17 protein-coding genes are annotated in these 19,209 nt (G+C 74.2%); 7 read left to right on the top strand and 10 right to left on the bottom strand.

Going from position 1 to position 19,209, the window contains the following annotated elements; genetic code table 11:
* The first annotated feature begins 213 nt into the window (after positions 1-213).
* The 3 genes from V2J52_RS07175 (at position 214) to V2J52_RS07165 (ending at position 4,855) form a co-directional block, all read left to right on the top strand.
* Positions 214-1,758: a dicarboxylate/amino acid:cation symporter gene (locus V2J52_RS07175; RefSeq protein ID WP_331226984.1), complete on the top strand. Its 1,545-nt coding sequence runs from the start codon at positions 214-216 to the stop codon at positions 1,756-1,758.
* A gap of 620 nt (positions 1,759-2,378) precedes the next feature.
* The gene (locus tag V2J52_RS07170) at positions 2,379-2,858 is read left to right on the top strand and encodes an IPT/TIG domain-containing protein (protein WP_331226983.1); all 480 of its coding nucleotides are present in this window, start codon (positions 2,379-2,381) and stop codon (positions 2,856-2,858) included.
* Positions 2,859-2,908: 50 nt separating this feature from the next.
* Positions 2,909-4,855: a fibronectin type III domain-containing protein gene (locus V2J52_RS07165; RefSeq protein WP_331226982.1), complete on the top strand. Its 1,947-nt coding sequence runs from the start codon at positions 2,909-2,911 to the stop codon at positions 4,853-4,855.
* 203 nt (positions 4,856-5,058) lie between these two features.
* Here V2J52_RS07165 and menD read toward each other — a convergent pair whose 3' ends face one another.
* Genes menD through V2J52_RS07150 form a run of 3 tightly spaced genes read right to left on the bottom strand, consistent with a single transcriptional unit; the run spans position 5,059 to position 8,618 of the window.
* Positions 5,059-6,714 (bottom strand): 2-succinyl-5-enolpyruvyl-6-hydroxy-3-cyclohexene-1-carboxylic-acid synthase, encoded by a 1,656-nt coding sequence (gene menD / locus V2J52_RS07160; RefSeq protein ID WP_331226981.1) that lies wholly within the window; start codon positions 6,712-6,714, stop codon positions 5,059-5,061.
* On the bottom strand, positions 6,711-7,697 hold the full coding sequence (locus tag V2J52_RS07155; protein WP_331226980.1) for an o-succinylbenzoate synthase: 987 nt from the start codon (positions 7,695-7,697) through the stop codon (positions 6,711-6,713). Before V2J52_RS07155 ends, menD begins: the two co-directional genes overlap by 4 nt.
* A gap of 21 nt (positions 7,698-7,718) precedes the next feature.
* Positions 7,719-8,618, bottom strand: a complete 900-nt coding sequence (locus V2J52_RS07150; RefSeq protein WP_331226979.1) for an NUDIX hydrolase — start codon at positions 8,616-8,618, stop codon at positions 7,719-7,721.
* Positions 8,619-8,721: 103 nt separating this feature from the next.
* On the opposite strand from V2J52_RS07150, the gene V2J52_RS07145 reads away from it, so the two are divergent.
* A complete protein-coding gene (locus tag V2J52_RS07145; RefSeq protein ID WP_331226978.1) occupies positions 8,722-9,693 on the top strand; it encodes a 1,4-dihydroxy-2-naphthoyl-CoA synthase in 972 nt (323 codons plus the stop codon).
* Between the two features lie 412 nt (positions 9,694-10,105).
* On the opposite strand, the gene V2J52_RS07140 is transcribed toward V2J52_RS07145, so the two are convergent.
* Positions 10,106-11,149 carry a DUF3048 domain-containing protein gene (locus tag V2J52_RS07140; RefSeq protein ID WP_331226977.1) on the bottom strand — a complete coding sequence of 348 codons (1,044 nt, stop codon included), beginning with the start codon at positions 11,147-11,149 and terminating at the stop codon, positions 10,106-10,108.
* Positions 11,150-11,227: 78 nt separating this feature from the next.
* Between V2J52_RS07140 and menE the strand changes: the two genes are divergently transcribed.
* Both menE and V2J52_RS07130 read left to right on the top strand, forming a co-directional pair.
* Positions 11,228-12,424, top strand: a complete 1,197-nt coding sequence (gene menE, locus V2J52_RS07135; protein WP_331226976.1) for an o-succinylbenzoate--CoA ligase — start codon at positions 11,228-11,230, stop codon at positions 12,422-12,424.
* A gap of 101 nt (positions 12,425-12,525) precedes the next feature.
* The gene (locus tag V2J52_RS07130) at positions 12,526-13,395 is read left to right on the top strand and encodes a 1,4-dihydroxy-2-naphthoate polyprenyltransferase (RefSeq protein WP_331226975.1); all 870 of its coding nucleotides are present in this window, start codon (positions 12,526-12,528) and stop codon (positions 13,393-13,395) included.
* 25 nt (positions 13,396-13,420) lie between these two features.
* Here the strand turns inward: V2J52_RS07130 and V2J52_RS07125 are convergent, their stop codons facing one another.
* The gene (locus V2J52_RS07125; protein ID WP_331226974.1) at positions 13,421-13,723 is read right to left on the bottom strand and encodes a DUF4229 domain-containing protein; all 303 of its coding nucleotides are present in this window, start codon (positions 13,721-13,723) and stop codon (positions 13,421-13,423) included.
* Positions 13,724-13,786: 63 nt separating this feature from the next.
* Between V2J52_RS07125 and V2J52_RS07120 the strand changes: the two genes are divergently transcribed.
* The gene (locus V2J52_RS07120; protein ID WP_331226973.1) at positions 13,787-14,257 is read left to right on the top strand and encodes a PLD nuclease N-terminal domain-containing protein; all 471 of its coding nucleotides are present in this window, start codon (positions 13,787-13,789) and stop codon (positions 14,255-14,257) included.
* Between the two features lie 35 nt (positions 14,258-14,292).
* Here V2J52_RS07120 and ccsB read toward each other — a convergent pair whose 3' ends face one another.
* The 5 genes from ccsB to V2J52_RS07095 are packed head-to-tail and all read right to left on the bottom strand — an operon-like array spanning position 14,293 to position 19,142.
* Positions 14,293-15,282: a c-type cytochrome biogenesis protein CcsB gene (gene ccsB / locus V2J52_RS07115; protein WP_331226972.1), complete on the bottom strand. Its 990-nt coding sequence runs from the start codon at positions 15,280-15,282 to the stop codon at positions 14,293-14,295.
* A complete protein-coding gene (gene resB, locus V2J52_RS07110) occupies positions 15,279-16,949 on the bottom strand; it encodes a cytochrome c biogenesis protein ResB (RefSeq protein WP_331226971.1) in 1,671 nt (556 codons plus the stop codon). The genes ccsB and resB overlap by 4 nt, the downstream gene beginning before the upstream one ends.
* A complete protein-coding gene (locus V2J52_RS07105; protein ID WP_434056393.1) occupies positions 16,949-17,764 on the bottom strand; it encodes a cytochrome c biogenesis CcdA family protein in 816 nt (271 codons plus the stop codon). The genes resB and V2J52_RS07105 overlap by 1 nt, the downstream gene beginning before the upstream one ends.
* A gap of 53 nt (positions 17,765-17,817) precedes the next feature.
* Entirely contained in the window at positions 17,818-18,441 is a 624-nt protein-coding gene (locus V2J52_RS07100) for a TlpA family protein disulfide reductase (RefSeq protein WP_331226969.1), read from the bottom strand.
* Positions 18,438-19,142, bottom strand: coding sequence for a histidine phosphatase family protein (locus V2J52_RS07095; RefSeq protein ID WP_331226968.1), 705 nt, complete (start codon positions 19,140-19,142; stop codon positions 18,438-18,440). Before V2J52_RS07095 ends, V2J52_RS07100 begins: the two co-directional genes overlap by 4 nt.
* Positions 19,143-19,209: the final 67 nt, after the last annotated feature.

The following is a 19,209-nucleotide window of genomic DNA, read 5'->3' as shown; positions in this document are numbered from 1 at the left end:
GTCCCGCACCGACCCCGCCGGCAGCGGTAGACCTCTCCCCATGTCGCCATCAGGGATCGAGCAGATGCGGTCGGCCGTCGCGCCGGCCGACGTCGTGCTGCCCTCGGCGATGCTGCGCTGTCGCATGCACTGCTGTCGTTGATCCCCCGCGCTCTCGCGCGTTCCCCGGATCCGACCGCTCTGCCCTCACTGCCCCTGCCTAGGAGCCCCTCGATGGCGAACATCAGCTGGCCAGACGCACTCACGCTCGGCGTGACGCTCGTCCTCTTCGTCGCCCTGCACGTGCTGCGGCGGGCCGGGATCGGCTTCGCGACCCGGACCTTCGTCGCGCTGGTCGCCGGCGCCGGCGTCGGTCTGCTCATGCGCGGCGCCGTCGACTACGTGGAGCCGATCGGCACCGTGTACGTCCAGGTCATCACCGCCCTGGTGGCACCGCTGATCATCGTCTCGATCCTCTCCAGCGTGACCTCGCTCGGCAGCGTCACCAAGCTGCGCACCATCGGCACCAGCTCGGTGTTCTGGCTGCTGCTGACGAACTTCATCGCCATCCTCCTCACCCTGGGGGTCGCACTCGCCCTCGGGATCGGCAAGGGCGTCGAGCTCGACCTGGACAGCGTGGACGGCGCATTGCTCACCGACCTGCTCGTGCCGCTGGACCAGGTGATCATCGGGTTCTTCCCGTCGAACGTCGTCGGTGACGTCGAGTCGAACAACATCATCCCGATCATCCTGTTCGCCCTGCTCATCGCCGTCTCCTACGTGCTGGTAGCGAGCAAGGACGGCGACTCGGTACGCCCGTTCAAGGACCTCGTCGACGCCACCCGGCGCATCCTGTTCCGGGCGGTGGGCTTCGTCATCTCCGCCACCCCGTACGCCGTCCTCGCGCTCGTCACGGTCACCGTGTCGAAGGCCGCCGGCCGGCTGGAGACGGTGCTCGCCCTCGCGGGGCTCCTCGTGCTGACCATGGTGCTGTCGTTCGTCAACGCCTACGTCGTCAACGGTGCGCTGCTGCGGGTGTGGGGCCGGGTCAACCCGATCCCGTTCTTCCAGAAGCTCGCCCCCGCGCAGTTCACCGCCTTCACCACGCAGTCGAGCGTCGGCACCCTGCCGCTGACCATCAGCGCGCTCACCCGCAAGGTCGGGGTCTCCGGCGAGGTCGCGAACTTCACCGCACCGGTCGGCACCACGATCGGGATGCCGGGCTGCGCGGGGGTCTGGCCGATCATCGTCGCGGTCTTCAGCATCAACCTGCTCGGCATCGACTACGGGGTCGGCGACTACATCGCCCTCGTGGTGCTGTGCCTGCTCGTCTCTCTCGGCACCGCCGGGGTGCCCGGCACCGCGATCATCACGGCGACGGCGGTACTCACCGCGGTGGGCCTGCCGGTAGAGATCCTCGTCATCCTCGTCCCGATCAGCGCCGTCGCCGGGACGGCGAGCACCATGGCCAACGTGTCCGCAGCCGCGACGGCGGCCACCATCGTCGCCCGCCGCCAGGGCCACCTGGACGACGACGTGTTCCGCGGGATCTCGTCCCCCGACGACGTCGTGCCCGCCGCCGAGCAGCCGCGCGACGCCGGCGAGCACCTGGCGACCGGCGCTCCCACGACCCTCGGTGCTGTGCCCGCCCCGCGCCGCGCAGACCTGCGCCGCCAGCTCGGCTCCGGCGCGACGACCGCCGTGCTCCCCGCTCTCACCGACCAGGGCGAACCGCGCCCCGGCTCCCCGCTCCCGCTCGGCCAGTGCTCTGTCGACTGACCTGATCGCCAACCCATCGACGACGACGAAAGCGACCCACCTGCGATGAACACGCCAACTCCGCGACGCGCCCGCCGCGTCCTCACCGCGCTCCTCGGCTCGATCGTGCTGACACTGGCCACGATGGGGCTGCTGGCCCCCGCCGCGTCAGCCGACACCGGCGACCTCTGCGACATCTGCTCGCTCGACTTCGACCCCGCCGCCTGCGCCGAGGCCNGGCGCCGGCGCCCAGCCCGTCGACCGGTGGCGGCTCGGGCGGCTCCGGGGGCTCGGGCGGCTCGAGCGGCTCCAGCTCGGGCGGCTCCGGGGGCTCGGGCGCGACCAAGGCGCCGAGCTCCGGCTCGGGCGGCTCCGGCAGCAGCTCGGGTTCGGGCAGCAGCGGCGGCTCCAGCAGCGGCGGCTCCGGCTCGGGGTCCGGCAGCAGCTCGGGTTCCAGCGGCTCCGGTTCCAGCAGCTCCGGTTCCGGCTCCGGTTCGGGCAGCAGCACCGGCGGGTCCGGCTCCGGCAGCAGCGCCGGCACCTCCGGCAGCAGCGGCACCAGCGGCTCGACCGGCGGGTCCACCAGCGACCCGGCCACCGCCGACACCACGGGCGCCGACGAGCCGACCGACGAGGAGACCGTGGACGACGCGACCGACGAGGAGACCACGGACGAGCCGACCGAGGCTCCCGAGGCCCCCGATGCCGAGGAGACCACCGACGTGGCCGACCTCACCGTCACCGGCGACGTCCACCCGGGCGGCAGCATCACGGTGACCGGGGCAAACTTCCCCGGCGACGCCAGCGACCTGACCGTGGAGATCCACTCGGTACCGGTCCAGCTCGCCAGCGTGAGCACCACCGCGGCCGGCAGCTTCGAGCTCACCACCGACCTTCCCGACTCGCTCGAGCCGGGCGAGCACACCGTCGTCGTGCTCGATGACGGCGAAGAGATCGCCAGCGCTCCCATCGTCGTCGCCGAGGCACCGGCGTCGGTCAACACCGCGGCCGTCGTCGGCGGGATCGTCGTCGCGCTCGCCGCGCTGGGCGGCGCCGCCCTTCTCCTGCTCCGGTCCCGCCGCAGCGGGCGCGGGGGTGAGCCGGCTCCCGACCTGAGCTGACCGCCCCGCTTCCCGCACCCGCCAGACGACTACAGAGAGAGAACTGACGAATGAACGTTCCACCAGCACCCCGGCGCGCGGTCGCCACCGCGGCGACCCTTGCCCTGGGCATCGGGCTGGCGGTCGCCCTGCCCGCCACGGCCACCGCCGCGCCCGGCATCGGTTCCGACGCCGTCGACTACCACCACGACGTCTACCCCTCGTTGCGCGAGGGCAGCGTCTTCGAGACGGTCACCTACGAGCGGTTCGAGTACCTGCTCGACAGCGACGGCACCTACGCCTTCCTCATCGGCGGCCCCGCCGACCCGACCACCCAGGCGACGATCGACCACATCGACGCGGTGGCGCAGGACTACGGCGTCGACACGATCTACAACTTCGACCCGCGGCTCGACGGCGCGGACGTGGACATCCGGACCTCCCCGATCGAGGAGGTGGGCGCGCTGTGGACCAACCTCGTGACCAACTACCTCGACAAGGACACCGAGACGTCGTTCGCCGACGCCGACGCCGCGCCCTACCTCGTCATCTACGACCGCTCCCACACCGCCGACGGCGCTGAGGACCGGATCGTTGCCGCCCTCGGCGGCACGGTGAGCGCGACCGACCTCTCCGACCCGGCCGCGGTGGACGCCTACCGGGCCGAGGTCGCCGACGTCTTCGGCTCCGTTGCCACCGGTGAGGGCTCCGACGCCACGGTCGACGTCTCGACCATCAGCCTCTTCGACTTCTACCGCACCCAGTACAACTCGCGGCACGCCTCGGCCTACCGTGGCGACCCGAACTACGGCGGGGACATCCTCGGCCCGGAGGACGCCGACTTCCGCATCCAGCAGCTCACCTATCCCGAGCTCGTCAACATCCTTCAGAGCGACGGCGAGTACGTCATCTTCTTCGGTGGCACGTGGTGCCACAACACCCGGGCGGTGGTCAAGGAGATCAACCAGCAGGCCGCCGCGCACGACGTCCCCGTGGTCTACAACTTCGACCTGCGCCTCGACGGCCTCTCCGGCAACGGCCTGCACATCCGTGACACCCGCAGCCCGCTGGCCCACCTCTACGGCGACCTGGTCTCGACCTACCTGCCGAACCTCGAGACGCAGTACCAGCTCGACAGCCCCAACGCGAACCACCAGGTCGCTTACCACCCGGGCGGGGACACCAGCGTGCCGCTGGAGAACGCCCCGAAGCTCCAGGTGCCGTTCCTGCTGCAGTACGACCGCGACAACGTCGCCGACGGCGCAGCGGCACCGGTCACCCGCGGCTGGATCGGCGAGAACGCCGACGGCGGGCCCCGGGAGTACATGACCGAGTGGTGGTTCGTCAACGAGCTGCCCGGGTACACCACCGACCCGGACCAGCTGGCCACCCAGTACGCCTTCGCCAACGAGGCCATCGCGCAGGTGGAGACGTTCTTCGCCGCCGACGCCACCGCGCCGACCGCTCCGGCGGCGCCCACCATCGCCGCCGCCGGCAGCGACGTCACCGTCTCGTGGACCGCTCCGGCGGACAACGGCTCGGCCATCACCGGCTACCAGGTGTCGCTCAACGGCGGCGCGCCGGTCGAGCTGGCCGGCGACGTGCTGTCCCACACCTTCACCGAGCTGCCGGCCGGCGAGTACACCGCCACCGTCACCGCGGTCAACGAGGTGGGGGCTTCACCGGTCTCGGCCCCGTCCGCGGCGGTCAGCGTGGTCGCCGGCACCGATGGTGAGGACGACGACGTGCCCGGCGGCCCGACGCCCGATGTCGAGGACGGTGCGGGCGAGGACACCACCGCCGACGAGGACGCCGGCGCCGGCGCAGGCCCCGGGACGTCCGACGACCCGGCTCCCACCGGTGCGGTCTCCGGAGCCGCCACCCCCGAGCGTGCGACGCTGAGCCAGACCGGCCTGTCCGCGGGCCAGCTGTTCGGCCTGCTCGCGCTGGCCGGCACGGCGCTCGCCGGCGGCGGCTCGCTGCTCGCCGTGCGTCACCGACGGGCTGTGATCCGCTAGCACCGGCAGTGCGGACGGCCTCCCTCGCTCACCGAGCGACGGGAGGCCGTTCCCATTCCGGCCGACGCCCGTCCGGATCCGGCCGCACGGTGCCGAGGAATCGGCTGATTCCCTCCTCAGCAGCGGCGTGTCGTGCGCGTGTCGCCGGCAGCGTGGCCGGATCCGCATGCCGACCACCTCGAGCCGGCCCGCAGCCCCGGCTGTCAGCCGTCGGCCCCCGTCAGCTGCGCCTGGATCCGCTCGCTCAGCGCGGCGCGCACCTCGCGTACGTCGCGGTGGTCGAGCACCACCTCGACCACGCTGCGGCCGGTGATCGGCTCGGCGAGGGCCACCTCGAGCTCGACGGCGGTCCGCACCAGCCGGTGCGCCGCGCCGTAGCCGGCACTGAGGGCACCGAGGTCGGCGTGCTGCGGGGTGCCGAAGACCCGCTCGAAGGTGGCGGCCCGCTCGGGGGCGCCGTGCTCGAGGGTGGCGAAGATAGTGCCGCCGTGGTCGTTGAGCACGACGACCTGCAGGTCCACCTCCTCCTCGAGGTCCCCTCGCAGCAGCCCGCCGGCGTCATGCAGGAAGGTGAGGTCGCCGATGACGGCGCGCACGGGCATCCGCCGGGCCAGCGCGATCCCGGTCGCCGTGGCGATCGTGCCGTCGATCCCGGCGAGCCCGCGGTTGGCGACGACGTCCGGCGACGGGGACGGCCAGGCCGGCGCGGCGAGGTCGAGGTCCCGGATGGCCATCGACGAGCCGACGACGAGTACCTCCGGCGCGGGTGCGGCCGCGACCAGCCGGGCCACGGTCAGCCCGTCGAAGGTCGCCGCGGCGTGCTCCGTGATCACCCCGGCGGCCACCCGGCCGGCGTCGACCCAGCGCCACAGCCAGGAGCCGTCGCTCGCGCCGGGCACCACCCGGATCCCGCCCACCACCTGCCGCGCGTTGCCCGCGACGTCCGGCCACACCGCGCCGGTCGGCGCGACCACGGTGATCTCGACGTCCTCGCGGGCGAGCAGCGCGCTGACCGGTCGCGACAGCGTCGGGTGGCCGAGGACGAGCACCCGCTCGACCTGCCCGCCGAGCCGGGCGAGCACGGTGCGGTAGGCGTCGACGACGGCGGCGCCGTGCCGGGCACCGGAGCTCGGCTCGGCGAGCAGCGGCCAGCCGCCCGCCTCGGCGAGCCGCGCGGCCTCCGGGCCGGCGCCGTCCCCGGCGACGACGACGACGCGACCACCGGCGGGGACGTCGACCGCGGCGGGCGGCGGCCGGTGGGTGGCGACCAGCCGAGGTGCGGGGGGCGGGCCCGGCTGCCACGACGCGGCGGGCACCAGCGGGTCACGCAGCGCGACGTCGAGGTGGACCGGGCCCGGGTCGCCGGAGCGCGCCCCGGTCGCCGCGGCGAGCGCCCGGACCACCACCTGGGCGACGGCGTCCGGCTCGGTGCCGGCGGGGACGTCGGCCTGCCAGCGGCACGCGCGACCGAAGATCCCTACCTGGTCGGTGGTCTGGTTGGCGCCGGTCGACCGCATCTCGTGCGGCCGGTCGGCGGTGACGAGGATGAGCGGGACGCCGCTGTGGGACGCCTCGAGCACCGCGGGGTGCAGGTTGGCGACGGCGGTGCCGGAGGTGGTGACGACCGCGACCGGCTCGCGGGCGGCACGGGCCAGCCCGAGTGCGACGAAGCCGGCGACGCGCTCGTCGATGCGCACGTGCAGCCGCAGCCAGCCGGCGTCGGCGGCCGCGGCGAGCGCGTAGGCCAGCGGAGCACTTCGTGAGCCCGGTGCGAGGACCACGTGGCGCACCCCGCCGGCGCGCAGCTCGGTGATCATCCGGCGGGCCAGCAGGGTCGCGGGGGGTTCGGGCGTCGTCATGCGGTGGCCTCCGTACGGGCGGCGACGTCGTGCAGCCGCCGCAGCCAGCGGTCGCGGACCTCGGGCGGTGCGGCGACCGCGGCGAGGCTGTCGGGGGTGGGCGCCGCGGTGGTCACCGGCAGCGTGCCGCCGCAGGGCACGAGGGGTGCCGGGGCGGTGTCGGCCGTCAGCAGCCGCACCGTGCCCAGGCCGCAGGCGTAGGGCAGCTCGGGCAGCGCGGCCGCGAGCGCGACCCCGGCGGCGATGCCCACCGAGGACTCCAGCGCGGAAGACACGACGACGGGCAGGCCGACCTCCTCGGCGAGCGCGAGGCAGGCACGGACCCCGCCGAGCGGCTGCACCTTGAGGACGACGACGTCGGCCGCCTCGGCGCGTCGCACCGCGAGGGGGTCGGCGGCACGACGGATGGACTCGTCGGCGGCGATCGGGATGTCGAGGGTGCGGCGCAGCGCGGCGAGGTCGGCGACGCTCGCGCACGGCTGCTCGGCGTACTCCAGGCCGCCGGCGGCGCGGTCGAGGACCGGCAGCCGGGCCAGCGCGGTGTCGAGGTCCCAGGCGCCGTTGGCATCGATGCGGATCCGCCCGCCGGGGCCGAGCGCGCCGCGCACCGCCTCGAGCCGGGCCTGCTCGTCGGCGAGGGTCTGGCCCGGCTCGGCGACCTTGACCTTGGCGGTCCGGCAGCCGTCGCTCTCGACGACGATCTGCACCGCGTGTGCCGGCCCGACGGCGGGGACGGTGGCGTTGACCGGGACGCTGTCGCGGACGGCCGGCGGCCAGCCGAGCTCGGCGGCCTCGAGCGCGGCGCGCAGCCACGGCACGCACTCGGCGTCGTCGTAGTCCCAGAACGGGGAGAACTCGCCCCAGCCGGCGGCGCCGTGGAGCAGCACGCCGTCGCGAACCTCGATGCCGCGGAAGCGCGTCGTCAGCGACGCCTGGTAGACGGCCGGTGCCGGCAGCGCGGCGAGACGGGCGGAGGCGGGCACGGTCCCCAGGATAGGTGGTGGTCAGCGCGACCGGGCGATGGGCAGCTTGGTGCCCGCGGCGTCGCGCTCGTCGATGACCTCGCGCCGGAACCGGAACAGCTTGGCAGGACGACCGCCGGTCGTCGCGTCCAGCTCGCCGGTCTCCTCGACGAGGTCCTGCTGCTCGATCAGCCGCCGGAAGTTCTGCTTGTGCACGAGCTGGCCGGCGACAGCCTCGACGGTGCCCTGCAGCCGGCCGAGGGTGAACTCCGCCGGCAGCAGCTCGAAGGCGAGCGGCCGGTACTGGATCTTCGCGCGCAGCCGGCCGATCCCGGTGGCGAGGATGCGGCGGTGGTCGTGGGCCATGGCCGCGCCGGGGACCGGGCCCGGCTCGCCGTCGCGGGCCTCGGGCACCAGCCCGGCCTCGTAGAGCAGCTCGTAGCGCTGCAGGGTCATGCCCGGCAGCCAGGGGTTGCCGTCGAGCCCGAAGGTGACGGCGCACCGCTGCCGGCGTCGCTCGGCCTGCGCGACACCGTCGGCCGCCGCCCACTGCTCCAGCGCTGGCGCGATGACGTCGTCGACGATGGTTCCTCCCTCGCGGCCGTCTTCCCACGGGAAGTACTCCGTCCAGCTGCGCCAGCCGTCGGTGGCGATCGGATGGGCGGTGAGCCCGAGGTAGGAGACCTCGAGCAGCGGCACCGGGCCGCGGTCCCAGCCGGCGAAGGTGTAGAGCTGCTCGATGTAGCCGAGCTCGTAGCCGGTCTGCCGGGCGACCCAGGAGCGCATCCCCGTCTGCAGCGACCGGTGCTCGGCCTGCAGCGGGCCCGCGGGCAGCTGCCGGCCGTCGGCGGTCGTGAGGACGAGCGGGACCCCGCCGTGGACAGCGGTGATCACCGCGACGAGCTCAGCGGCGACGAGGTCCTGCCGGGGCGGCGCGGGCACCGGGCCCCCTTTCGGTACGGACGGATGACGGTGCCCATCATGCCGCGCCGACCGGGCACCCCGTGCCCGCCCCGGCCGGCGGTCGCGAACTAGGGTGACCACCATGACCGAGCACATCGCCGAGCAGGCCCAGCCCTTCGACCCCAGCCGCTGGCGGCAGGTGTCCGGGTTCGACTTCACCGACCTCACCTACCACCGCGGGGTCGCCACCGACCCGGCCGGCGGGTCGACGGACCTGCCGGTAGTGCGGATCGGCTTCGACCGGCCCGAGGTGCGCAACGCCTTCCGACCGCACACCGTCGACGAGCTCTACCGGGCGCTGGACCATGCCCGGATGACGTCGGCCGTCGCCGCGGTCATCCTCACCGGCAACGGCCCCAGCCCCAAGGACGGCGGCTGGGCATTCTGCTCCGGCGGGGACCAGCGGATCCGCGGCCGTGACGGCTACCGCTACGAGAGCCCGGAGGCCGACGCCCTGGCCGACCGCGACCAGCGCCGGGAGCAGATCGACCCGGCCCGCGCCGGCCGGCTGCACATCCTCGAGGTGCAGCGCCTCATCCGGACGATGCCGAAGGTCGTCATCGCCGCGGTCAGCGGCTGGGCGGCCGGCGGCGGCCACTCGCTCAACGTCGTGTGCGACCTGTCCATCGCCTCGCGGCAGCACGCCCGATTCATGCAGACCGACGCCAACGTCGGATCCTTCGACGCCGGTTACGGCTCGGGGCTGCTGGCGCGGCAGGCCGGCGACAAGCGGGCCCGGGAGATCTTCTTCCTCGCCCGGGAGTACTCCGCGGACGACGCCGAACGGTGGGGCGTGGTCAACGACGTCGTCGACCACGGCGACCTCGAGACCGCCGCGCTGGAGTACGCCCGGATCATCGCGACGAAGTCGCCGCAGGCGATCCGGATGCTCAAGTACGCCTTCAACCTCGTCGACGACGGGCTCGCGGGCCAGCAGGTGTTCGCCGGCGAGGCCACCCGCCTCGCCTACATGACCGACGAAGCGGTCGAGGGACGCGACGCGTTCCTCGAGCGCCGGGAGCCGGACTGGAGCGGGTTCCCCTACTACTACTGAGGCGCGACGACGCTGTCGCAACCAGCTGAGAGATCGTGCGGCGAGGCCAAGACTTTGGCGGCCGCCCGCGTGCGCTGCGGGCCCTCCATCCCGCGCGCCACGAGGGCGACCGCCTGGCCGCCCCCGCAGCGCGCGGGCCTCCACCCCACTACCGCGGGTACGGCCCCCCGTCCCGTACTCGCTACCGCCCTGCGACTAGATCGCTGACGGCTGTTACTACGACCGCACCGCCGACAGCCCGGTTCCCGCTCCACACAGGAGGCCGGCGCAGAGCCTGCAGCGCGGTCATGACTCAAGGATGCCTCGCAGCCGGCACCGACCACATCAGCCCTGCGCACCCAATATCCGGCGCCGGCCTCCCCCGATGGGAGGACCATGCCCTCATCCCCACGCACGAGCGCGGGGCCGGCGGCTACGGCTCGACCGTCACGCCACCACGGTCGACCGGCACGAGCTCGACCCAGGTGGTGCCTGCCGCGAGCAGCACCGGGCTGCCGTCCTCGGTGGTCAGCGTGACCGGGTCCGCCGGTGCCTCCTTGCGCCAGCCGGCCTCGACGACCTGCCCGCCGGTAGCGACAAGTGCCTCGCCGTCGCCGGTCAGCACCGTCTCCGGGACGGGGTCGCCCGACTGGTCCCGACCCGCCGACGCCACGATCTCGACCCGCAGCACGACAACGTTCGTCGCCCACAGCTGCTCACCGGCCGCGGACAGCGACGGCGTCCCGGCCTCGTCGCGCAGCCAGCCGGCGTCGTCGTCCCACGCCCACCCCGGTGACGCGGCCGGGAAGTCCACCCGCAGCGCCGCTGCCGGCTCCCCAGCCGTCACTGCGGTGGCCTCGTCTGGGTCGACGGCGAACTCGAACTGCTCGGCCGGCGGCTCGGAGCTCTCGGCCTGCTCGAGGAACACCTGCGGGGTGCCGTAGAGGTTGTGCGGCGCCCGGCGGTCAGGGCTGCGGACGAAGCCGGCGTCGCCGGCGTCGTTGGAGATCAGCTGCACCCCGGCGGCGGTGAGCTCGTCGAGGAAGAGCTGCTGCCCGCCGGAGATGACCTGCGGCCCGCCGAGCGGCGCCACGATGGCCACGTCCATCGGCCGCACCGACCGGATCGGCCCGACGGTCTCGGGCAGCCGGGAGTGGAAGACGGCGTTGAAGCGCGTGATGCCGCCCTCGACCATCTCCTCCCACACGATGTCGGCGTCCTCGAGGCCGGCCTGCGGCCGGGCCATCGCGGTGTTCTCGACCTTGACCGCCAGCGCCGGCGTCTGCGCGGGTGCGTCGGTCCCGAGGCCGGTGAGCGGCCAGCGGACCGGTTCCGGGGTCGGGGTCGGGGTCGGCGACGGCGTCTCGGTGGTGGTCGCCGGCTCGGGCTCGGGCGCCTCGGTGCTCGTGCACCCGACGAGTGCCAGCGATCCCAGGAGGACCGCGGCCCAGCCGGTACGCGGTCGGCGTCGTCGCATCGTCGTCTCCTTCGCGCCAGGACACGGAGCGCCCGCACCCGCCGACACGATAGCGCGGCCGGCGCCTAGCCTGGGGTGATGACCCCGCCACGCCCATCCACGCCGCTGGCCGTTCCCGGCGGCACGCGGCCCAACGACGTCGCCGCGCTGCTGACGGCGCTCCGTGACCGGCTCACCGGCGACGGCCCGGCGGTGCTGCCGGTGGACCCGGCGTCCCCGCCGCGACCAGCCGCGGGGACGGTGCCGCCCGAGGTCGCCGTCGTCGTCTCGACCTCCGGGTCGACCACCGGCACCGGCCAGCGGGTGGCACTGGACGCCGCCGCCGTGGTCGCCTCGGCCGAGGCCACCCACGAGCGGCTCGGCGGGCCCGGGCAGTGGCTCGCCTGCCTGCCCGCCCACCACGTTGCCGGCCTGCAGGTGCTGCTGCGGTCCGTCGTCGCCGGCACCGAGCCGGTGGTGCTCGACGCCGCCGACGGGTTCCGGCCGGAGGCGCTGGCCGCCGCCGCCCGCTCGATGCGCGACGACGTGCCCACCTACGTCTCGCTGGTGCCCACGCAGCTGGCCCGGGTGATGGCTGCCGGGCCCGAGACGTTGGCCGCGGTCAGCCGCTTCGGCGCGGTGCTCGTCGGCGGCGCCGGCACCCCGGCGGCGCTGCTCGACCAGGCTCGCGCCGCCGGGGTGCGCGTCGTGACGACGTACGGCATGACCGAGACCTCCGGCGGCTGCGTCTACGACGGCGTGCCGCTGCGCGGTGTCGACGTCGAGGTCGACGACGAGCAGCGTGTCTGGCTGGCGGGGCCGGTGCTCGCCCGCGGCTACCTCGACGACGCCGACGCCACCGCGCAGGCGTTCGCCGTCCGCGACGGCCGGCGGTGGTTGCGCACCGCTGACCGTGGCGCGCTCGACGACGGCGCCCTCACCGTGCTCGGCCGGCTCGACGACGTCATCCTCAGCGGCGGCCTCAACGTCGACGCCGGGGCGGTGGCCCGGGTGGTGCACGAGGACCCGGCGCTGGCCCAGGCGGTGGTCGTGGGGGTGCCCGACGACCACTGGGGGTCGTTGGTGACCGTCGTGGTCACCGGTCCGCCGCCGCCGCTGGCCGAGCTGCGGGACCGGATCGGGGCGCGGCTCGGTCGGGCGCAGGCGCCACGCGCCGTCGTCGCCGTCGCCGAGCTGCCGATGCGCGGCCCCGGCAAGGTCGACCGGCGCGCGGTGGCCGAGCTCGCGCGGCAGCGGCTCGCGGCCGGCTCCCCGGGGACCGACCGCCTGACCTGACCCCGCGCCGGCGGCCCTGACGGAGGCTGCGCCGGCGGCCGTGACGGCGCGACCCCGGGACGCCGATATCCTGAGCGCTTCCGTCATTCGCAAGGAGTTCCATGGCCACGCTCGCCGCCTGGGTCGAAGGCGCCCGGATCCGCACCCTGCCGGCGGCCGCCGCGCCGGTCCTCGTCGGGACCGGCGCGGCCTACGCACTGGGCTCCGGCTCGGTGCCGCGCGCGCTGCTCGCCGCCGGGGTCGCGCTGTCGCTGCAGGTGGGGGTGAACTTCGCCAACGACTACTCCGACGGCGTCCGGGGCACCGACGACGTCCGCACCGGACCCCCGCGGCTCACCGGCTCCGGCGCCGCTCGGCCGGGCACCGTCAAGATCGCGGCGGTGGCGAGCTTCGCCGTCGCCGGGGTCCTCGGCCTCGTGCTGTGCGCGGTCACCGGCCAGTGGTGGCTGCTCGCACTGGGCGCGGTGGCGATCGTCGCCGCCTGGTTCTACACCGGAGGCCGGACGCCCTACGGCTATCTCGGCCTCGGGGAGGTCGGGGTCTTCCTGTTCTTCGGGCTGATGGCCACCCTCGGCACGACCTACACCCAGGCGCTGCACCTGTCGTGGGCGGCGGTGGCCGGTGCGGTGGGGATCGGCCTCATCGCCTGCGCACTGCTCATGGTCAACAACATCCGTGACATCCCGACCGACTCGCTCGTCGGCAAGCGGACGCTGGCGGTGCGGCTGGGCGACGCCACTGCCCGGCGGGCCTACGTGGCGATGGTCGTGGTGCCGCTCGTGCTCGCCGCGCTCCTGGCGGTGGCGCACCCGTGGGCGCTGCTCACGCTGCTGCTCGTCCCGGCGGTGGTGCGGCTCTCGCGTCGCGTCGTCGGTGGCGCCGCCGGCCGCGACCTCATCGTCGTGCTGCGGGACACCGGCCTGCTCGAGCTCGGCTACGGGGTGCTGCTCGGCGTCGGGCTGCTCATCTGACGCTGCGCCGACCGGGCCAGGCGGCTCAGGCCGAGCGCGGTTGGTCGGGCTCGTCGGGCCGGCGGGGCTCGCCGTCGAGGATGGCGTCCTCGACGTCCTGGTCCACCTCGATGGACTGGTCGATGCGACTGGGCCGGTCGCCGACCCGGTCAGCGATCACCCCGGCCGCGGCGTTGGCGTGGCGGGGCAGCAGGAGGAAGGACAGCAGCGCGGCGACGACCACCGCCACCACGATGAGCAGCCAGCCGCGGAACCCTACGAAGCCGAGGACCAGGTAGACCGCGACGAACATCGCGATCCGGAGCAGCGTGTAGATGAGGACGGGCACCCCGTCAGCCTACGCGTGCAGCGGTGGGGGCCCGCCGCGGCGGCAACGCTTAGGCTAGGGGGGATGCGCTACCTCCCGTTCATCCTCATCCTGGCGTTGACGATCTATGCGCTCGTCGACTGCGTCCGCAACGACGACTCCGACATGCCGGTGGCGCTCCCCAAGGGGGTGTGGCTCCTCCTCATCGTGCTGTTCCCGGCGATCGGACCGATCACCTGGCTCGTCGTCAGCCGGGCGAGCCGGCAGACCGCGCGCGAGGGTGGCACGGTCTACCGCAGCAGCTCCGCCGGCTACCAGCGGCCGGCCCGCCCCAGCCGGCCGCCGCGGATGCGGCCGGTCGCCCCCGACGACGACCCGGACTTCCTCGCCAGCCTCGACCTCACTCCCCCGGCGCCGGCCCCCGACCCCGCCGGCCCGACCAGCGACCCGGCGGCCGCGGACGACGACACCGAGGGCTCGGCGGACCCCGACGAGCCGGACGACGGCCACGACAGCGGCCCCCACGCCAACCCCGGGCCCAGCGCCCGCCCCTGACCCCAGCAGCCCTGGGCACCAGGCGGAGGCGTGGGTCAGAAGGCGTAGCCGTGCTCGGTGTCGAGCAGCAGGTTGACGATGAAGTAGTTGCCGAGGATCAGCGCGAAGCCGGCGAGGCAGAAGTAGGCGGCCTTGCGGCCGTCCCAGCCGCGGGTCGCCCGAGCGTGCAGGTAGGCGGCGTAGGCCACCCAGATGACGAAGCTCCAGACCTCCTTGGGGTCCCAGCCCCACGGCCGGCCCCAGGCATGCTCGGCCCAGATGGCGCCGGCCACCACGGTGAAGGTCCACAGCAGGAAGCCAATGGCGTTGAGCCGGTAGGCGAGCCGCTCGAGCTCCACCGAGCCCGGCAGCGTCGCGGCGAACCGCCGCCAGAAGCCGCCACCACCGGAGCCCCCGACGGGCGCGGCCACGCGGGTGGTCGTCGTCGTCCCGGCGGACTCGAGCGAGGCGGACGCGGCGGCGCCCTCGACCGCGTCAGCGCCTGCCGGGGCCTCGGCCCGGGCCGCGATCTCGCCGCGCTCCTTGATCAGCTGAACGACCGAGATAGCAGCCGCCACCGAGAGGATCCCGACGGCGAGCGTCGCCACCGAGACGTGGATGATCAGCCAGTAGTTGTCGAGCGCCGGGCGCACGCCGTCGGCATCGAGGTAGAACACCGCCACGGCCAGGCCGAGCCCGAGGAGGGTCGGCGTGATGACGAACGCGCCGAGGAACCGCATGTCGCGCCAGCGCTGGATGCCGAGGAAGGTGAGCACCGCCACCAGGGTGAACACGATCGAGAACTCGTACATGTTGGCCCACGGCACCCGGCCGGCAGCCACGCCCCGCAGCACGACACCGACGAGGTGGAGCGCGGCGCCGAGCGTCGTCGTCGTCATCGCGACGCCGACGGCCTTGCGCGGCCGGTCCGTCGGCCCGCCGTCACGCAGCCGGGTGAGGTCGATCCCGAAGGCGACCATCGCCACCGCGTAGGCGGCCATCGCCGCGTAGATCAACACGGTGCTCAGCTGACCGAGATCGTTCATCTGTCCTCGTCCTCCACTGTTCGGTCCCCGGTCCCTCGGGGTGCCCCGGCGACGGCCGGCGCGGGATCTGCGTCCTCAGCTCGGTCGCCCGAGGTCGGGGTCGCGCCGGTGGTGGCCACCGCGGCGACGACGCGGCCGACCTCGTCCTGCAGACCGGGGTCCTCGCCGCGCGCGAGAGCCGCGACCTCGACAACTGTACGTCCTGCCTCGTCCTCGCCGAGCTTGACCCACAGCCGGCGGCGCGGCACGAACAGCGAGCCGGTCAGGCCGGCGATGGCGGCAAGCGCGAAGATGAGCAGCGCGGTCAGCGAGGGGTCGTAGCGCACGTCGACGGCGACGAACCGGGGCAGCTCCTCGAAGGCGAGCGTGCCGAGCCCGCCCGGCAGCTCGGCCTCCTGGCCGGGCTCGATGGCGATCATCACCGGCCGGTCCCCGTCCATCACCTGGTCCATCCGGTCGGTGTCGAGCTGGTAGACGTTCTGCGGCACGCCGTCGTCGAGACCGAGGTCGCCGGTGTAGAGCTCGAGCACGAGCAGCGGGGCGTTGGGCTGCGGGTGGACCGAGCGGATCGCGTCGCCGTCGTCGTCGATGACGGCGCTGGGCAGCAGGTAGCCGACGAACCCCAGCTGCTCGAGCCCCGCCGAGACGTCGGGCACCTTGAGCACGCCGCGCGAGGTGTACATGTCGTCCTCGGGCAGGAAGGGCACCGGCTGGGAGAAGGCCAGCTCACCTTCGGCGTCGTGCACGGTGAGCACCGGGGCGAAGCCGTTGCCGGTGAGGTAGACGTTGGCGCCCTCGACGTCGATCGGGTAGTTGACGCGGATGACGTCGTCCCTCGTGGTGCCGTCGGACTCGGTGATGGTCACGTGGGCCGCGAAGTCCCGCGCCTGGGCGTCCCAGGTGAACTCCGACGTGAACTCGTCCAGCCGCAGCGAGAACGGCCGGAGGTCGTCGACCTCGAACCGGCTGCCGGGGGTGAAGGAGTCGTAGTCGACGAGCGCGTTGGCGAAGCCGCGGTCCTCGACGACGACGGCCTGGCCGCGGTAGCTGAGCATCTGCCCGGCACCCAGCGCGACGAGGATCCCGACCAGCGAGAGGTGGAAGACGATGTTGCCGGTCTCGCGCAGGTAGCCGCGCTCGGCGCTGATGCCGTCAGGGGTCTCGGCGACCCGGAACCGGCGCCGGAGCACGCGGCGCACCGCGGCGAGAGTGTCCTGCCGGGACGCGTCGGTGGTGACCTCGGCGTGGGCCGGGAAGCGCCCCAGCCGCCTCGGCACCCGCGACGGCGCCGCGCGGAGCGCCGTCAGGTGGGCCGTCGTGCGCGGCAGGATGCACCCGATGAGCGAGATGAACAGCAGCAGGTAGACCGCCGCGAACCATGGCGCGCCGTAGACGTCAAACAGGCCCAGCCGCTGGAGCCAGGGGGCGATCGTGGGCTGGTCGAGGTGGTACTGGGCGACGGCGGCCGGGTCCTGCGGCAGCTGCGGGAAGAACGCGCCGGGGAGGGCCGCGAGCGCCAGCATCATGAGGAGGAAGAGCGCGACCCGCATCGAGGTCAGCTGCCGCCACACCCAGCGCAGCCAGCCGCGCCAGCCGATGCCGACCGGTTGCGGCGCGGGCGTCTCCTCGTCGAGCCCGGTCCGCAGGCCCTCCGGGCGGTAGGCCATCACACCACCGTCGAGAAGTTGGCGACCAGGCCCTGCACCCAGCCGGTGAAGACGCCCCACAGGCCGGTGACCAGCGCCAGCCCGACGACGACGAGGAGCCCGCCGCCGACCCGCATGATCGTCAGCCGGTGGCGGCGCAGGAAGTCGATGGCGCGCGTCGAGCGGGCGTAGGCGAGCGCGATGAGGACGAACGGCAGCCCGAGACCGGCGCAGTAGGCCAGCGCGAGCATCCCGCCGCGGCCGGCGCTGCCGCCGTCGAGGGAGAGCAGGAGCACCGCCGACAGCGTCGGGCCGATGCACGGCGCCCAGCCGAGGCCGAACACGATGCCGAGCGCGGGAGCTCCCCACAGGCCCGCACGCGGGCTCAGGTGCAGCCGCCGGTCGCGCTGGAGGAACGGCACGAACCCCATGAAGGCCAGCCCCATGAGGATGACGACGACCCCCATCACCCGGGTGATGACGTCCACCCAGGGCGCCAGGGCGAGGCCCATCCACCCGAACACCACCCCGAGGAGCACGAACACCGCGCTGAAGCCGGCGACGAACAGCAGCACGCCGGCGAGCAGGCGACCGGTGCCGGTCGTTGTCCGGCCGCGCGCGGGGGCTGCCGCGACGCGGGTGGCGGTCGCGGCCGCCGAGTCGGCGCTGACGGCGAGGGACGCACCGCCGCTGCGGGCCCGGCGCACCGGCGCCTGGCCGAGCGTGCCGGACATCCCGCCGAGGTAGCCGAGGTAGCCCGGCACGAGCGGCAGCACGCAGGGGGAGGCGAAGGAGACGGCGCCGGCGAGGAACGCGACCGCCAGCGCGGCGATCATCGGTCCGCTGAGCACCGTCGACCGGAAGAGCTCGCCGAGCTCGGACCAGGACATCAGGCGGCCTCGGCGAGGACGTCGTCGATCATGCCGCGCAGCACGCCGGGGTCGATCTGGCCGAGGATCCGGCCGGCGACCCGGCCGTCGGCGTCGACGACGACCGTCGTCGGCATCGCCTGGAGGGGGACCAGCCCCTGCATCGCGGCGACCGCGCGGGCGTCCTGGTCCTCGAGGCTCGGGTAGGGCACCTCGAAGCTGCGCTCGAAGGCCTGCGCGGTGCCGGCGTCGTCGCGCGGGTTGACGCCGAGCATCTGCAGCCCGGCGCCGGCGTAGTCGGCGTGGATCGCCGCGAGGTCGGGCGCCTCGGCACGGCACGGCGGGCAGGCCGCGTACCAGAAGTTGAGGACGACGACGTCGCCGCGCCAGTCGGCGAGGTCGATCTCGGCGTCGTCGAAGGTGGTGCCGACGAGCTCGACCGGCCCGGTGCGCTCCTCGCCCTCCCAGGTGGTCCACGAGCCGTCACCGGCCTGGTAGCCCGAGCCGGCGGTCTGCTCGGGCGTGCTGGTGGCGGCGCAGCCGGCCAGCACGAGGACGGCGGTGGCCAGTGCCGCGGCGGCGCGGACCAGCCGCCGTCGGGCCCCGGCGGGCGCGGTGCCCCGGGGTGCGGTCAGGGCCGTCACGCCGGCTCCTGCGCGGGCGGTGCGGGCTGGGGCACCTGCGCGGCGGAGGCGCCGGGGAGCAGGTCGCGGGCCCCCTCGAGCAGGTCGGCCGCGGGCTCCCAGTAGCCGAGGCCGACGAGCCGGGAGCCGTCGAAGGTGAGCGAGGTGAGCGAGGCGAGGGTGCACTGACGCCGGCGCGGGTCGTGCCACAGCGGGCGGCGCTCGAGGAACAGCCGGGTGACCCAGATCGGCAGCTGGTGGCTGACGAGCAGCACCTCGGCGCCGTCCTGACCGTCGACCCGCCGGCGGACGTCGGCGACGGCGGCGGTCATCCGGGCCACCTGCTCGCGGTAGGGCTCGCCCCAGCTCGGCCGGGCCGGGTTGATGTAGCGGGGCCAGTAGCGCGGGCTGGCGAGCTTGCTGCGCTCGCTGCCCACCGTGGTGCCCTCGAAGGAGTTGCCGGCCTCGATGAGGCGCTCGTCGGTGTCCACGGGCAGGCCGAAGGCGGCGGCGGTCGGCGCTGCCGTCTCCTGCGCGCGCTGCAGCGGTGAGGCGACGACCGCGCGGACGTCGTGCCCGCCGTCGTGGAGCACCTGGGCGACCCGTTCGGCCATCAGCCGGCCACGGTCGGAGAGCCGGTACCCCGGCAGCCGGCCGTAGAGGACGCCGCCAGGGTTGTGGACCTCGCCGTGACGGAGCAGGTGCACGGTGGTTCGTGACATGACCCCAGTGTCGCAAATTGGCCGGCGTCTGCGAACCACGTCCTCGCGGCCGGGCCACGGCTCCGCA

It is taken from the genome of Georgenia sunbinii (assembly GCF_036421875.1).
Taxonomy (GTDB): domain Bacteria; phylum Actinomycetota; class Actinomycetes; order Actinomycetales; family Actinomycetaceae; genus Georgenia_B; species Georgenia_B sunbinii.
Note: the sequence above shows the minus strand (reverse complement) of the source record. Positions and strands in the feature narration are given on the sequence as shown.